11 protein-coding genes are annotated in these 15,904 nt (G+C 38.4%); 10 read left to right on the top strand and 1 reads right to left on the bottom strand.

All coding sequences use genetic code 11. From position 1 onward, the window contains the following. Window positions 1–50 precede the first annotated feature (50 nt). The 7 genes from EG346_RS22985 to EG346_RS22955 all read left to right on the top strand — a co-directional run bounded on the left by EG346_RS22985 (window position 51) and on the right by EG346_RS22955 (window position 9,134). A complete protein-coding gene (locus EG346_RS22985) occupies window positions 51–2,297 on the top strand; it encodes a glycoside hydrolase family 20 protein (protein WP_123882079.1) in 2,247 nt (748 codons plus the stop codon). Window positions 2,298–2,854: 557 nt separating this feature from the next. Beyond that, window positions 2,855–3,418 (top strand): YeeE/YedE family protein, encoded by a 564-nt coding sequence (locus EG346_RS22980; protein WP_123882076.1) that lies wholly within the window; start codon window positions 2,855–2,857, stop codon window positions 3,416–3,418. Window positions 3,419–3,440: 22 nt separating this feature from the next. Continuing rightward, on the top strand, window positions 3,441–3,926 hold the full coding sequence (locus tag EG346_RS22975; protein ID WP_123882073.1) for a DUF6691 family protein: 486 nt from the start codon (window positions 3,441–3,443) through the stop codon (window positions 3,924–3,926). 100 nt (window positions 3,927–4,026) lie between these two features. Continuing rightward, on the top strand, window positions 4,027–5,019 hold the full coding sequence (locus tag EG346_RS22970) for an isoaspartyl peptidase/L-asparaginase family protein (RefSeq protein ID WP_073335036.1): 993 nt from the start codon (window positions 4,027–4,029) through the stop codon (window positions 5,017–5,019). A 32-nt stretch (window positions 5,020–5,051) separates the two neighbouring features. Further along, window positions 5,052–5,714, top strand: a complete 663-nt coding sequence (locus tag EG346_RS22965; protein ID WP_123882070.1) for a copper homeostasis protein CutC — start codon at window positions 5,052–5,054, stop codon at window positions 5,712–5,714. A 554-nt stretch (window positions 5,715–6,268) separates the two neighbouring features. Then, window positions 6,269–6,655, top strand: a complete 387-nt coding sequence (locus tag EG346_RS22960; RefSeq protein WP_123882066.1) for a GxxExxY protein — start codon at window positions 6,269–6,271, stop codon at window positions 6,653–6,655. Beyond that, window positions 6,648–9,134 carry a beta-mannosidase gene (locus tag EG346_RS22955; protein ID WP_123882063.1) on the top strand — a complete coding sequence of 829 codons (2,487 nt, stop codon included), beginning with the start codon at window positions 6,648–6,650 and terminating at the stop codon, window positions 9,132–9,134. The genes EG346_RS22960 and EG346_RS22955 overlap by 8 nt, the downstream gene beginning before the upstream one ends. Before the next feature lie 73 nt (window positions 9,135–9,207). On the opposite strand, the gene EG346_RS22950 is transcribed toward EG346_RS22955, so the two are convergent. Then, the gene (locus EG346_RS22950) at window positions 9,208–10,083 is read right to left on the bottom strand and encodes a C1 family peptidase (protein WP_123882060.1); all 876 of its coding nucleotides are present in this window, start codon (window positions 10,081–10,083) and stop codon (window positions 9,208–9,210) included. Between the two features lie 254 nt (window positions 10,084–10,337). On the opposite strand from EG346_RS22950, the gene EG346_RS22945 reads away from it, so the two are divergent. The 3 genes from EG346_RS22945 (at window position 10,338) to dacB (ending at window position 15,828) form a co-directional block, all read left to right on the top strand. Continuing rightward, on the top strand, window positions 10,338–11,246 hold the full coding sequence (locus EG346_RS22945) for an AEC family transporter (protein WP_123882057.1): 909 nt from the start codon (window positions 10,338–10,340) through the stop codon (window positions 11,244–11,246). 503 nt (window positions 11,247–11,749) lie between these two features. Continuing rightward, window positions 11,750–14,197 (top strand): replication restart helicase PriA, encoded by a 2,448-nt coding sequence (gene priA, locus EG346_RS22940; protein WP_123882054.1) that lies wholly within the window; start codon window positions 11,750–11,752, stop codon window positions 14,195–14,197. A gap of 161 nt (window positions 14,198–14,358) precedes the next feature. Then, window positions 14,359–15,828, top strand: a complete 1,470-nt coding sequence (gene dacB, locus EG346_RS22935) for a D-alanyl-D-alanine carboxypeptidase/D-alanyl-D-alanine endopeptidase (protein ID WP_123882050.1) — start codon at window positions 14,359–14,361, stop codon at window positions 15,826–15,828. The last annotated feature ends 76 nt before the right edge of the window (window positions 15,829–15,904 follow it).

The raw sequence follows: 15,904 nt of genomic DNA, 5'->3' as shown, positions 1-15,904 counted from the left end.
AAAGAGTTTTGGAAAATAATTATATTAGCTAACACCTTAATTATACTCAAATGCGACGTTTTCTTTTTGTATTTTCTGTTCTTTTTTTCAGTGTTTTTTCCGCTCAGACAAAACCAAATTTAGTTCCTTATCCCCAAAGTGTTGAGTTTTCAAAAGGAGAATTTATTTTAAGTAATACAACAGCTGTAAAAGGCAATGAAAAGTCTTTTGAGTATCAGTTTTTTCTTAAATCTTTAAATAAAAACTATCAGTTGGATCTGTCAAAAAATGAAAGAACTCATGGAACAGATGTCATTTTTGTATCTGTAGATAAGGACAAAAAAGAAGATTATGAAATTAATGTAGCAGAAAACTTTATGTCTGTGATTGGAAAGGATGATGCAGGGCTTTTTCACGGTATTCAAACGATGCTTCAACTTATTCAGAATTCTAAAGACGGTAAAATTCCTGCTGTAAAGATCAAGGATTATCCAAAATTTGCCTGGCGCGGAATGCATTTGGATGTCTGCCGCCATTTCTTTAACGTTGACGAAGTGAAGCAATACATCGATTATCTGGCCATGTACAAGCTGAATACTTTTCACTGGCACCTTACAGATGATCAGGGCTGGAGAATTGAAATTAAAAAATATCCAAAACTTACAGAGATCGGTTCAAAACGTAAAGAATCAATGGTGGGTGCGTATGTTGACAATACTTTTGACGGAAAACCTTACGGTCCCTATTTCTACACTCAGGAGCAGATCAGGGATGTCGTTAAATATGCCCAGCAAAGACATATCACTGTCGTTCCGGAAATTGAAATGCCGGGACATGCTTTAGCCGCTTTATCAGCATATCCGGAACTGGCCTGTACAAAAGGGCCATTTGAATCCGCTACAAAATGGGGTGTTTTTGATGATGTTTTTTGTCCGAAAGAAGAAACATTCACCTTTCTCGAAAATGTTCTCGATGAAGTCATGAAACTTTTCCCTTCCCAGTACATCCACATCGGCGGCGATGAATGTCCGAAAACAAGATGGAAAGAATGCGCCCACTGTCAGGAATTAATTAAGAAGAATAATCTGAAAGACGAACATGGCCTGCAAAGCTATTTCATTCACAGAATTGAAAAATATGTAAACAGTAAAGGCAGAAAGATCATCGGCTGGGACGAAATCCTTGAGGGAGGTCTTGCTCCAAACGCCGCTGTCATGAGCTGGACGGGTATAAATGGAGGAATAGAAGCCGCAAAATCAGGACATTTCGCAGTGATGACGCCTGGTGCGTATTGCTATTTTGATCATTATCAGGGAGATCCACAGTCGGAACCTAATGCTTTCGGAGGTTTTACACCTTTGGATAAAGTCTATTCGTATAATCCCGTTCCCTCAGAATTGAATCCGGAACAGGCAAAATACATTCTGGGGGTTCAGGCCAACTTATGGACGGAATATATTACAGATTTTAAGCAGGTACAGTACATGATATTCCCAAGACTCATGGCACTTTCCGAAGTAGGATGGGGAACAGCAGATCCTGAAAATTATAAAGAATTTGAAAGCAGGGTCATTGGCCAGTTCAAAATTTTGGATGGAATGAAGGTTAATTATGCAAAAAGCATTTACAATATCTCCGGAAAAGTAGTTCCTGCCAATGAAGGTATTGCTTATGAGCTCACCGTATCACAGGATCCGGCAGGGATAAGATATACCACTGACGGAACAGAACCTTCGCTGGATTCACAGGTCTATCAGAATCCTGTCAGAGTTAAAAAGTCGATGACGGTGAAATCCGCCTATTTTGAGGATGGAAAACTGAAAAGTGCAGTTTCTTCACAGGAATTTACAGTTTCCAAAACCACAGGAAAAAAAATCACATTAGAACAGCAACCAAGTGAAAACTATTCTTTCGGTGGTGCTTTTACCTTAGTAGACGGAATAATCGGGAATACAAGGCAGTTGGGTAAAACATGGCTGGGCTTTCAGGGTAAAGATGTTGTGGCAACTATTGATCTTGGTCAGAAAACAAGCTTCTCGGAAGTGTATTTTAATACCCTGGAAAATAAAGGAAGCTGGATTCATCTGGCAAAATCTGCACAAGTTTTTGTTTCCGATGATGGCAGGAATTTTAAAATGATTAAGGAGATCGGAACACAAGAAATTCAGGATTCAAAAGGAAAAATAACACTGAACGTAGGAAACCAGACCTCACAATACATTAAGCTGATCATTGAAAATGCAGGCATTATTCCTGCCGGAAATCCCGGTGCCGATTCAAAGGCCTGGCTTTTTGTAGATGAAATTGGTGTAAATTAGACTTAATAGATCAGACTTCATGCAGAACGATATCCTTTCCTCAGAATTAATTTGCCAATTCACCCAAACTTGTTGAAAAGCTCTACCAATATGGCATAGCCAAAACCTACTGTGAAGGAGACCGTATTCTGGATGAAAATGCTTCAATACGCTCTATCCCGATCATCATGAAAGGAATGATCAAAGTCATCAGAACAGAGGAAGACGGACGGGAGATTTCAAACAATTGGAAGAAGCCGGAAAACTAAAACTCGGCAGAAACCGGATTATCCTTCTATAAATAAACCTATAATTTCCCGTTCCCACGATAGTCATTCCCCTCCCGTGGAGGGGTGGCAAAAATTCTTTGAATTTTTGACGGGGTGGTTCAAAAAGAAAATAATTTTGAAACGCAAGAATAATCATCAGAAAATCCCTGATTTTCAAGAAACCAGAACTATTTTTCCTTTAAAACTTTTGTAAAAAAAAATCACCAAAAACACCTTATGTAACAAAAGTAGCTGTAAGTCTCCCCAGTTATTCCCATTTTTACTCAGAATTAAATTAAGACAAAATAAATGATTGACATTATAAAAGAACCATGGCCGTGGTATGTAGCCGGACCATTAATAGGACTTACCGTTCCTGCTTTGTTGATTCTGGGGAATAAATCCTTTGGAATCAGTTCTTCTTTAAGGCATATTTGTGCTGCATGCATTCCAGCTGGGATCAGCTTTTTCAAATATGACTGGAAAAAGGAAGCCTGGAATCTTTTTTTTGTACTGGGAATTTTCTTAGGAGGAATGATTGCCTCCCATTTTCTGCTCAATACCGCTGAAATTACCGTTAATCCCCAACTTAAAACCGAATTGGCAGGCTATGGAATTACTGATTACACCAATCTGGTGCCTGTACAGCTGATGAATTTTGAAAGTCTGCTGACCTTACGAGGATTTATAATGTTGATCGTGGGAGGATTTATGGTAGGCTTTGGAACAAGATACGCAGGCGGATGTACCAGTGGCCATGCCATTATGGGACTTTCCAATCTGCAATGGCCGTCACTGGTGGCAACAGTATGTTTTATGATTGGCGGTTTTATAATGGCGAATTTTATTTTGCCTATCATTCTTTCCCTTTAGTTCAATTTTAAACAGAATAATAATGACAGACCTTAAAGAAACCGATATTCATCAGGATACAGCCTGTACCAATGAAAGCAGTCTGAATCGTCCATGGTATTATTATATCAGATACCTTATGACCGGAATTATCTTCGGAATTGTTTTTGTGAAAGCTGAGGTCATCAGCTGGTTCAGAATACAGGAAATGTTTAGACTCCAGTCTTTCCATATGTACGGAATTATTGGGAGTGCCGTTTTCGTTGGAATGATTTCAGTATGGATAATTAAAAAATTCAGGATTAAAACATTAGATGGTGAATCTATCAATATACCCTTTAAAAAATTTAGTAAAGGCCAGATTTACGGTGGCTTGATCTTTGGTTTTGGTTGGGCAATGACAGGAGCGTGCCCCGGACCACTTTTTGCACAGATCGGAACTGGTGCATTGGCAGTGAGCATGACCCTTCTCAGTGCCATTGCAGGAACGTGGGTATATGGTTATGTAAGAGATAAGCTACCTCATTGATGATAAGAAAATAATATAAATACCATAGACCGCTTACCGTGGTCTTTTTTCTTTTCTGCTAGCGGGAAATTTGCTAATTTGGGAGGCAAATACATCTTACATGCAAAGTAGACGAAACTTCATCAAAAAAACGGCCGCTGCTTCTCTGGCACTTGCCGTAAACCCACTGGATCTCATCGCGAAAGATCTGCCTGATAATCATAATAGAGTAGGTAAGCCCATCGTTCTTTCCACCTGGAATTTCGGACTGAAAGCCAATGAAGAAGCATGGACTATTCTTGGAAAAGGCGGAAAAGCTCTTGATGCAGTAGAAAAAGGAGTTCGTCTTGTAGAGCTGGACCCAACTGAAAGAAGTGTAGGATACGGAGGGCGTCCGGACAGAGACGGAAGGGTGACTCTGGATGCCTGTATTATGGATGACAACTATAATATTGGTTCAGTGGCATGCTTGGAGCATATTAAAAACCCTATTTCCGTAGCAAGATCTGTTATGGAAAAAACGCCGCATGTGATGTTGGTAGGAGATGGAGCGCTTCAGTTTGCTTTATCACAGGGATTCAAAAAAGAAAACCTTCTTACTCCGGAATCAGAGAAAGAATGGAAAGAGTGGCTGAAAACCAGCGAATATAAACCTATTGCCAATATTGAAAATCATGATACTATAGGAATGATTGCTCTGGACGCCCAGGGAAATCTTTCCGGAGCCTGTACCACCAGTGGAATGGCGTTTAAAATGCATGGTAGAGTGGGAGATTCCCCAATCATTGGTGCAGGTTTATTTGTTGATAATGAAGTAGGAGCAGCCACAGCGACCGGACATGGTGAAGAAGTTATCCGTACCGTGGGGACCCATCTTGTGGTTGAATTGATGAGACAGGGCAGGAATCCTCAACAGGCCTGCAAAGAAGCCGTAGAAAGAATTGTCAATATTACTAAAAGAAGAAATAAAAATTTAAAAGATATCCAGGTTGGCTTTATCGCTTTGAATAAAAAAGGGGAGTACGGTTCTTACTGTATTCAGGACGGATTTAATTTTGCCGTTCATGATCAGAAGGGAAACCGTCTTGAAAAGCCGGAATTTGCCTTGAAATAAAAATATTTTTCTTACCATTCAATAAACAATAAATGTCAAAAATAGAAATAGCGTGTTTCAATCCTGAATCTGCAATCATAGCTTTTGAAAACGGAGCAGACCGAATAGAATTATGTGACGGATTAAGCGAAGGCGGAACAACTCCGGATTTTGAAACCTTAAAAGATCTCAGAGCAAAAATTAATATCCCAATTTTTGTAATGATCAGACCCAGAGGCGGTGATTTTACCTATTCAAACGCTGAGTTTGAACAAATGAAAACGGATTTGATCTATTTAAAATCGTTAGGGGTTGACGGTTTTGTTTTTGGTATTCTCGACGGAAATGATGAGGTAAACCTTGTGCAGAATAAAACATTAGTAGAATTGGCAAATCCTCTTCCATGTACCTTTCACCGGGCTTTTGACAGAGCTAAGGATCTTGAAAACGCTCTGGAAAAGGTAATCGGATGTGGTTTTAAAACCATTCTTACTTCAGGTCAGAAACCCAATGTTTCAGAAGGTAAAGAAAACCTGAAAAAACTCGTTGAACTTTCTGCGGGAAGGATCGGGATTTTGGTTGGAGGCGGACTTCGTTCATCCAATATTAAAGAGATCCGCGAATTCACCAATGCAGACTATTTTCATTCATCAGCGATTACAGATGGTGGCGCTTTTGCGAGCGCGGATGAGGTGGTTGCCTTGAAAAATAAATAAATTCGTTTTTTAAACGCAAAGTTTTTACGTAGATAACGGTGAGTTTTAAGGAAGACAAAGAATGCGACTTTGTCGCTGATGAAGTTGAATGGAGCGTCCTCTTAATCGAATCAATGCTAATTGATTCTTTCTTGGCAGGCTTAAAGTATGCCGTTTTAAAATTAATCTTTGTTATATTTTAAACGCAAAGTTTTTACGTAGATAACGGTGAATTTTAAGGAAGGCAAAGAATGCGACTTTGTCGCTGATGAAGTTGAATGGAGCGTTCGCTTAATCGAATCAATGCTAATTGATTCTTTCTTTGCAGGTTTAAAGTATGCCGTTTTAAAATTAATCTTTGTTATATTTTAAACGCAAAGTTTTTACGTAGATAACGGTGAATTTTAAAGAAGGCAAAGAATGCGACTCTGTCGCTGATGAAGTTGAATGCATGAGCGTCCGCTTAATCGAATCAATGCTAATTGATTCTTTCTTGGCAGGCTTAAAGTATGCAGTAGTAAAATAAGCCTTTGCGTCAAAAAATAATAAGAAACAAAATATAAAAACACAAATGAATGACAGAAAACGAATTGTCCTACAAGATAATAGGAGCCGCTATAGAAGTCCATAGAAATCTTGGTGTCGGATTATTGGAAAATGCCTATGAAGCAGCTCTTGCGTACGAATTGAAACAACAAGGAATGGATGTACAGCAACAGAAAGCTTTGTCTTTAAAGTATAAAGAAATTACAGTAGAAAATGCCTATAAAATTGATTTAATCGTGGAAAATAAGGTGATCATTGAAGTAAAAGCTGTTCTTGAACTGGATCCTGTTTTTTACTCACAGGTTTTGACCTATCTTAAACTGACTAATATCAGACTGGGACTTCTTATCAATTTCAACAGTGAACTTATCAAATACGGTATTCACAGAATTGTAAATAAACTTATTAATGAATAAATCGATCCTGCTAGCTTTCCTTTTGATCCAAACCATGATAACTGCACAAATGACAGAAAGAAGTTTGTCTTCAGAGAAATGGCAGTTCAAAAATACAAAAGAGCAGAAATGGTTGCCTGCAAAAATTCCGGGTACCGTTCATCTTGATCTGATGGACAATAAAATCATTCCCGATCCTTTCAAAGATGAGAATGAAAAAAAAGTACAGTGGATAGAAAATGAAGACTGGGAATATCAAACAACCTTTAAAGTTTCAGCAAATGAACTAAAAAATGATCATATTGATTTGATTTTTAATGGTCTCGATACCTTTTCCGAGATCTACCTGAATGGAAAACTGTTGAAGAAAACAGACAATATGTTCAGGAAATGGAATGTTCCTGTGAAAGAATTCCTGAAACAAGGGGACAATGACTTACAGATTAAATTCAAATCGGCCGTGAAACAAGGCAAGGAATTGGCGAAAAAAGTTCCGTTTGCTATGCCGGAATCACCCCGCAGCTTTGTAAGAAAGGCCCAATATCAGTTTGGTTGGGATTGGGGACCCAGACTGGTGACCGCAGGAATCTGGAAAGAGATACAATTGGAACTCTGGAATTTCGCGAAAATTGAGAACGTTAAATACCATCAGAACTTTTCAAATGAAGTTTTGGATTTTAATTTTGAAATTGAAATTAATGCACAGGAAGCCGGGGATTATCGTTTGAATATTAATCAATTGAACAAAACCATTGCTCTCAAAAAAGGAATCAATACAATTCGTGTTCCTTATAATGTGAGCGGTTTCAAACTCTGGCAACCCAACGGATGGGGAGAAGCCAATCTCCATGATTTTAAAATTGAACTTTCCAAAAACAGTAAAGCGTTAGATCAAAAGAATATAAAAGTTGGTCTTAGAACGGTAGAACTCGTTCAGGAAAAGGATGCTGCTGGAAAATCCTTCTACTTTAAAGTCAATGGCCAGCCATTGTATGCTAAAGGAACCAACTGGATTCCTGCTGATAGTTTTTCACCCAGAATAACCAAAGAAAAATACCGGAAGCTCATCAAAGATGCCAAAGACGCCCATATGAATATGATCCGTATCTGGGGCGGTGGAATCTATGAAGATGATGAATTTTATAAAGCCTGTGACGAAAACGGCATTTTAGTCTGGCAGGATTTTATGTTTGCCGGAAGCTTTTATCCGGCTGATGAAGCTTTTTTAAACAACGTAAAAGAAGAAGTAAAAGATCAGGTTAACCGACTGCAGAATCATCCCTCGATTACTTTGTGGTGTGGAAATAATGAAATTGATGAAGCGATTGTCAACTGGGGATATCAGAAGCAGTTCAAATACTCAAAAGATGACTCCCTTCAGGTCTGGAAAGACTATAAAAAATTGTTCCATGAAGTGATTCCCAATGCATTGAAGGAGAATCTTACTCCCGATAAAAATAGATACTGGCCGAGTTCGCCATCCATTGGATGGGGACATAAAGAAAGCCTTACAGAAGGAGACTCCCATTATTGGGGCGTTTGGTGGGGAGAACAGCCATTTGAGATCTATAACGAAAAGGTGGGCCGCTTCATGTCCGAATATGGTTTTCAGGGGATGCCAGGTCTTGAAGCTGTAAAATCCATGTTTTCGGGAACTCCTGATCTGAATCTTCAAAATCCAACGATTAAAGCCCATGAAAAACATAGCAGAGGCTGGGAGATCATCAATGAATATATCAAAAGAGATTATCCGCTTCCCGTAGATTTTGTAAAATACAATTACATTTCCCAATTGCTTCAGGCAAGAGGGATGAGAATCGCTGTAGAGGCCCATCGCCGTGCAAAACCTTTTAATATGGGAACTTTATACTGGCAGCTGAACGACTGCTGGCCTGTTGTTTCATGGTCTTCCATTGATTATTCAGGAAACTGGAAGGCGCTTCAATATCAGATGAAGAGAAGTTTTGAACAGCAGGTTATTCTGACGGAAGAAAAAGAAGGAATGTTAAACTTTTATGCGGTTAATGATGGACTGAATGATGTCAATAGGGTCAGCTTGAAAATCGAAGTTTTAAATTTTGAGGGAAAGGTTTTAAAAGAAATCAGAGGCGTTTCAAAAGAGCAAACATTGGGAAGCATTCTGAAATTTGATCCGGTTGAAATTAAAAATGTACTGAATGAATCCGATAGAAATACAATCTTTTTACAACTTACCCTGAAAGATAACGGTGGAAAAGTCATTGCGGCCAACCAGCATTTCTTTGCCAGGCCTAAAGATTTACAACTTTCAAAACCTGCCATTAAGATGAAAAGAGTGGCAGCAGATGAGATTGAAATTTCTACAGATGTTTTGGCAAAAGACGTCTATCTGATGGGAGATACGCATTATAGTGATAACTTCTTCGACCTCCTTCCCAATACCTCAAAAAAGATCAAACTTTCAAAACCTTTACAAAACATTGAAGTCATGAGTCTTTGGGATACGATGCAACATCAATAATGCGTCTGAAAAAGAAAAGCCTTCCACAACTACGGAAGGCTTCTTTTATATAAAATAATGTGGTGCTGTATGATTATTGAACATAGGCTACATAACTCTCATTAATGGCTCCGTTAGAGGTTTTCGCAAAGAATGAATAGTCGATCCAGAAATGTCCGCTGCTTCCCCATGACGGCCCCCATGAATTCTGAACCTTAAACGCCTGCTTGCTGTCGTCATACCCGACAACACAAATGGCATGTCCGCCATAATTCTGTCCCGAATGGGCTTTCCAGATCCATCCTGTACTTCCCATATTGTAAAAACTGTCATCCACGCTTACTGCAATAATGACAGGAAGATTCATGCTTAGTAAATTTTTTACCCCTGTGATATCCGTTTTATTGACGGTTCCCCAGCTCGTAAACTTATGCGTACTTGCTGCAGCCTTCTGTGTTGCATTAGGTTGTGTGGAACATCCGGCATCCGTATAAGGCATTTCATTCCAGCTGCAGACTCCCTGATTTTTTATCAGATTAAGTCCCGCAGTAACATAGGCCCCCTGAGCACATGTTCCCACTTTGATCTGGTTGTAAACATACTCAGGACTTCTGCTTTGAGTAACCCCTTTAAAGTTGCGTTCAAGTGAACTTGCCGCCGCGTACGCTGTGGCCCATGCAACGCAAGAACCTTCGGAGCCCTGATTTCCCACTGCTGAACTGGGAATCGTGTAGCTGCCTGGAAGAGCAACTTTAGCAGCATCCAGACTTTTTCCTTTAAATTTCAGTGTCAATGCCTCTATATCTGCTTTTTGATAAGAGTTAAACGTCTGCTCATCTACAAGTTTTGCTCCCAATGCATATTGCTTTTGGGGAGTAGGCTCAGGATTTGAAGTGGTGATGTCCTCATTGGAATTGCAGGAGGACAGGAATAGCACGCTTAGTGCTAAAGACATTAATTTACTTTTCATATTAAATATATTTTGTGGTTAGTAAATGTAATAATTTATTCAATATTTTGTGATTTATTTAGTAAAAAATATTAAAATTTAACATAAGTTCTTTAGTTTATTTTGTAATTAAAGGAGAATTAAATAGTATTAAAGTATTATGTTTATTGAATTATATGGATGCTATTCTCTCTGAAATTATTTTAAATAAAATTGTTTTTTTGAGTCTGTAAATAAAAAATCAACCGTAACTTCGTATCATATTTTAAAATAGTATGGTCAATTTTGTTCTGATTGCAGTATGCATTATAGCCGGAATGGTATTCAAAGCAACAAAATCTATCCATCCCGATGCTCATAAAGGCATCAATACCTGGATTCTCTATCTTGCGCTGCCCGCAGTGTCCTTTAAATACCTGCCCAAAGTAAAATGGACCACAGAAATGCTGTTTCCGATTGCAGCTACCTTCCTGATTTCCGTTTTCTGTTTCTTCTTTATGCTATTTTACAGTAAAAGCAAAGGCTATTCGAGGCGTTCAAGAAGTACATTGGAATTAACAAGTGGTTATAGTAATACTTCCTTTATAGGATTTCCGCTGATCAGTGCTTTTTACGGAGAAAGCCTTTTAAGTATTGCTATTATTTGTGATCAGACCATGTTTTTTGCCCTTTCTACCTTAGGAATCATTGCCGCAGTAAAAGGAGGAAGCAGATCCGGAAAAGTAAGTGCTCTGTTTATTCTTAAAAGAGTGATTACCTTTCCGCCACTGGTAGGCTGTATCGCAGCACTGACATTATCTCAGTTTATTGATTTTACAGCGGCTGAACCGTTTTTTGATAAACTGGCTGCCACGGTAAGTCCATTGGCATTATTCTCTGTAGGACTTCAGTTGAAATTCAACGGATGGAAAAAACTGATCCCGCAGATGTCTGCTTCCATGTTGTATAAATTGATCTTAGCTCCGGCAATCGTTTTAGGATTGGCACTGCTTCTCAATATAAAAGGAGATGTAGCGAAAATTACCGTGTTTGAAGCCGCTATGCCTACCGTGGTTACCTCAAGCATTATTGCAGAACAGTTCAGACTCAATACCAAGCTTACCAATCTCATCATTGGTTTCAGCATTATAGTGGGATTCCTTACTTCAGCAGGTTGGTATCACATCACCGAATGGCTTTTCTAAAATCAAAATTGAGTCAGATACTTATCATTCAGAGCGAAGCGAAAGTATCTCAAAAAGAGAATTGATTTTTTGATGCCAGGATTAATTTTAAGACCTTGTTTTTAGTTAAACAAAGAGTCAAACTAATGAGCCCTGATTTGATTAAGCCAACGTTTTATCAATAAAGCTTCATCAACAATGCAGCCAGACGCATTGCTTTCCTTAAAATTAAAAGCTTTCAACATCAGACTTTGCGTTTGAAAAACTACATCGTATTATATTTTGAAATAACCTCCCGCAGATTGCATAGATCTTGCAGAGATACACATTATTTTTAATCTGCTTAATTTGCTAAATCTGCGAGAAACAGAAAGCCTTCTGGTGCCATTTAAAATACGAGAAAAAGATTTTTTACTTTATTTAAGTTAACCTCACTACACCTCCTTACAATGACAGCATACAATCTCAATAAAAAATTGCAGTTCTCTAAAGAAAAATCTAATTTTACACTTTAAAAATTTCCCTTGCAGTACGCTCAAATCGTTTTACCACTTAATTTAAAAGGATCTTTCACGTATAAAGTTCCGGAAGAACTAATAACTGATATCCAGCCGGGAATGCGGGTATTGGTACCGTTTGGAGGGAAGAAAATCTATACAGGAATTGTTTTTGAACTTCACGACAATACACCTGAGAATTTTGTGGCTAAAGAAGTGATCAGTATTTTGGATGATCAACCCATCGTGCCTGAAGAACAGATCAATTTCTGGAACTGGCTTTCAGATTACTATCTGTGCAAATTGGGTGAGATCTACCGTTTTGCCTTTCCATCCTCTTTAAAACTGGAAAGTGAAACCTATCTCAAGTTAAAGCCCGGGATTACAGTTGATTTTGAAAATCTTGATGTCAATGAAATGTATTTGATCCAGGCGTTGGAAGTACGCCAGTTGATCAACCTTACCGATATTGAAGCCTTTGTTCCTAAAAAAGATATTATTAAAACCATCAATTCACTGATCGATTTGCAGTATATTGAAATTGATGAAAAAATTGATGAAAAATATAAAGCAAAAGAAGTAGCCTACATAAAAATCAAAGATGAGGTTTTAGGCAACCAGAACCTTACTGAAATTCTTCTGAAACTGAACAAGGCACCCAAGCAGAAAGACCTTTTTCTGGCGATTTTGGAAAAGCAGACGGAACATCCCGATATTCCTATAAAAAAGGCTGAACTTTTTGAGGATGGATATTTCGGCAGCTCCCATTTTAAACCACTTACCGATAAAAATCTTGTCGAGGAATATTACATGCAGAAAGACAGGATCGAAAGTTACGAAGGTGAAATTGAAGCGCTGGAAGAACTTTCCGAACAACAGAAGGAGGCCAAAGTTGAAATCGATGAAGCCTTTGATGAAGGTAAAAATGTATTGTTGCATGGCGTGACTTCCTCTGGAAAAACCCATATTTATTTAGAAAAAATAGAAGAATGTATTGAAGAAGGGAAAAATGTTCTCTTTCTGCTTCCTGAAATTTCGCTTACCAAACAGATTACCCAAAGATTAGAAAAGAAATATGGAAGACAGCTTGGTTTCTATCACCAGAAACTCACCGATTTTGAACGCGTAGAAGTCTGGAGGAGAATTAAGCAGAATGATATCAAAATCCTTATCGGAACACGGAATGCGTTGTTTCTGCCTTATCACAATCTCGGATTGATCGTGGTGGATGAAGAACATGATTCCGCTTACAGACCCAGAGAAGCTTCACCCAATTTTAGCGCAAAAGATGCAGCCCTGGTTTTGGGAAATCTTTACGGTGCCGGAGTCATTCTGGGGTCAGCCACTCCTTCTGTAGAAAGCTATTATAACGCCAGAAAAGACAAAATAAAATATATTTTCCTCAATGAGAGATTTGGGAATGTAGATCTACCTGAATACGAACTGATTAATTTTAAAGAAGCCCAGGAATCTAAAAAAGTTTCCGGTAATTTTTCTTTACAACTCATTGATGAGATCAAAAAAACACTTGATGAAAAAAATCAGGCCATCGTACTTCACAACCGTCGTGGCTATGCCAATGTAATCGAGTGTGAAAGTTGTGGCTATGTCAATTACTGTTCGAACTGCGATGTCGTGATGACCTATCACAAAGCAGCCAATGAAATGAAATGCCACTATTGCGGGCAGAGAGCATCAAAGCCCAAAAGCTGCCCGAAATGTCAGTCGGAAAAGCTGAATGAAAGAGGAGTAGGCGTAGAACAGATTCACGAGGAAGTTTCCAAGCTTTTTCCCGACAATGAAGTAGACCGGATGGATGTAGATTCCATGCGTAAGAAGTTTGCTTACGAAAAGCTCTACGAAAAGATAGAAGAAGGCGAAACAGATATTATCGTGGGAACACAGATGATTTCTAAGGGCCTTGATTTTGACCATATCGAACTGGTTACCATTCCCAAAGCTGATTCATTGCTGTATGTACAGGATTTCAGGGCTGAGGAAAGAGCGTACCAGCTGATCACTCAGGTTTCAGGAAGAGCAGGAAGGGTTTCTGGAAAAGGTAAAATTTTAATTCAAACCTATAATCCTGAGCATTCTGTTTTTCAGCTGATCAAGATGAATAATCCTGCCAAAATCTATAAATATATTCTTACGGAACGTCAGAAATTCCATTATCCGCCATTCACAAAACTTATCATGATCGAGCTTAAGCACAGAAAAGAGGATAAGGTGAACCGTGCTTCCCAGTTTTTAGGGTCTATTTTAAGAAAATATCTGCCGGATGAATGTGTTTTAGGACCGGAAAGGGCTCAGATTGCAAGGCTTAATAATCTCTACCAGTTTCAGATTATGCTCAAACTTCCGCGGGGGAAAAACTATGATCCGTTCAAGAAAATGGTTTTGTTAAGTTTGAATGAATTTGATGAAATTACTGCTTATCAAAGTATTAAAAAAGATGTTATTGTAGATTTTTAACAGTTTTTAACAAACTTTACGGTCTTTTATAAGACCTCGGTACCCCTTTATATGACAATAATTTCTACTTTTGGTCGTTGATTAAGTGTTTGGCTCTTTAATTGGATGATTTAACTTATCCTTTTTTACGGTGTCAAACTATTGAAACAAAAAAAAGATCGATGGTAAATTACAGAAAATATATTTCAAGTGCAGCGGTATTGGCTTCTGGTTTTTTCCTTGCTCAATCTACCGTTTCTACAGTTCTTTACTCACAGGCCTACGACAATCAAAGGAGTACTTTGAATTTGCCTTCTCCCGTTACTTCGGTAGCAGAGAAAACATTTTTGTCGGCCAAAGAGCTTGTAGACATTAATGTAAACACAATGATGACGGATCCTGTGCTGAAAAATGCAACCTGGGGATTCGTAGTGTATGATCCCAAAACGAAGAAGATCATCTCTTCGTACAACGAAAATACTCCTTTAGTTCCAGCTTCTACCACCAAATTATTAACAACAGAAACAGCTATGAACCTTTTAGGGGAGAACTACCGTTGGATGACGCAGCTGGAATATTCAGGGACTATTGATGAAAATGGAGTTTTAAATGGAAATTTGTATCTGATCGGCAGTGGTGATCCTTCCTTAGGAACCAATAAAGCCGGAGCATGGTCTTACAGAGACATTATTTCAGACTTCATGGGCGGACTTTCCCGCGAAGGTATCAAAAAGGTAAATGGTGATATTATCATTCAGACAGCGCTTTTCAAAGGCAATATTGCAATGCTTCCGGAAAATGTTGTATGGCTTGAAAACAATAATTACTATCTGCCCGTAGGAACTACCCGCGAGATCAATCCAGCCAACGAAAAACTGATCGTCAAAAAATCAGGTTTTACTTCTGATAAAAAGTATTTCTATGTTTCTCCTTACGTAAAACAGATGGTATATGCTGAAAAGTATGAAGGAAACGGAACTTTAACAACCAAACTTCCAGATGCTCCGGCATATCTTGCCAATACTTTAAGAACGACACTGGTAAAGAGCGGAATTGGAGTGACAGGAAAAGTAACCCCTAAAATGACGGATGCTACCCCTGAAACCAGAAAACTTGTTTCAGCATATAAATCTCCAACATTAGGTGATATTATATTTTATACCAACCAGCACAGTGACAACTCTTTGGCAGAAGCGCTCCTGAAAACGGTAGGCTTCCAGAAAATGGGAGATCAAACTTCAGAATCAGGAAGAGTAGTGGTAACAGAGCATCTTAAGAATGAAAGTTTCGACATGATCGGGCTGAATTATATGGATGGTAGCGGACTTTCAAGAAGCAATAATGTAACCCCGATTTCTCAGGTGAAGTTTTTGACCTCATTAATGGATGAGAAATATTATAAAACGTATTTAACATCACTTCCTGTAGGAGGGCAATCCGGAACATTGAAAAGAATGTTCATCGGAACCGGAAACGGACAGGTTTTTGCTAAAACAGGAACTTTAAATAAAGTAAAAACCTTAGCAGGATATCTGAAAACCAATTCAGGAAAGACACTGGTGTTTTCTTTAATGGTCAACAACTACGCAGGATCTGTAGACATGGTAAAGAAAAGAATGGAAAAAATTCTTGAGCCGGCTCTGGATCTTTAAAAAATAATAATTTCAACAGTATAAAAACCTTTTAATCCATGATTAGAAGGTTTTTTTTATCTTTGATTAAATCTAA

The organism is Chryseobacterium carnipullorum, assembly GCF_003815695.1.
GTDB lineage: Bacteria > Bacteroidota > Bacteroidia > Flavobacteriales > Weeksellaceae > Chryseobacterium > Chryseobacterium carnipullorum.
The sequence above is the reverse complement of the archived record's forward strand: the minus strand, read 5'-3'. Positions and strand labels throughout refer to the sequence as shown.

Excerpts from the sequence above, each read along its gene's own strand:
- EG346_RS22985 (WP_123882079.1), top strand. The coding sequence starts at position 51 with ATGCGACGTTTTCTTTTTGTATTTTCTGTTCTTTTTTTCAGTGTTTTT.
- EG346_RS22980 (WP_123882076.1), top strand. The coding sequence starts at position 2,855 with ATGATTGACATTATAAAAGAACCATGGCCGTGGTATGTAGCCGGACCA.
- EG346_RS22975 (WP_123882073.1), top strand. The coding sequence starts at position 3,441 with ATGACAGACCTTAAAGAAACCGATATTCATCAGGATACAGCCTGTACC.
- EG346_RS22970 (WP_073335036.1), top strand. The coding sequence starts at position 4,027 with ATGCAAAGTAGACGAAACTTCATCAAAAAAACGGCCGCTGCTTCTCTG.
- EG346_RS22965 (WP_123882070.1), top strand. The coding sequence starts at position 5,052 with ATGTCAAAAATAGAAATAGCGTGTTTCAATCCTGAATCTGCAATCATA.
- EG346_RS22960 (WP_123882066.1), top strand. The coding sequence starts at position 6,269 with ATGACAGAAAACGAATTGTCCTACAAGATAATAGGAGCCGCTATAGAA.
- EG346_RS22955 (WP_123882063.1), top strand. The coding sequence starts at position 6,648 with ATGAATAAATCGATCCTGCTAGCTTTCCTTTTGATCCAAACCATGATA.
- EG346_RS22950 (WP_123882060.1), bottom strand. The coding sequence starts at position 10,083 with ATGAAAAGTAAATTAATGTCTTTAGCACTAAGCGTGCTATTCCTGTCC.
- EG346_RS22945 (WP_123882057.1), top strand. The coding sequence starts at position 10,338 with ATGGTCAATTTTGTTCTGATTGCAGTATGCATTATAGCCGGAATGGTA.
- dacB (WP_123882050.1), top strand. The coding sequence starts at position 14,359 with ATGGTAAATTACAGAAAATATATTTCAAGTGCAGCGGTATTGGCTTCT.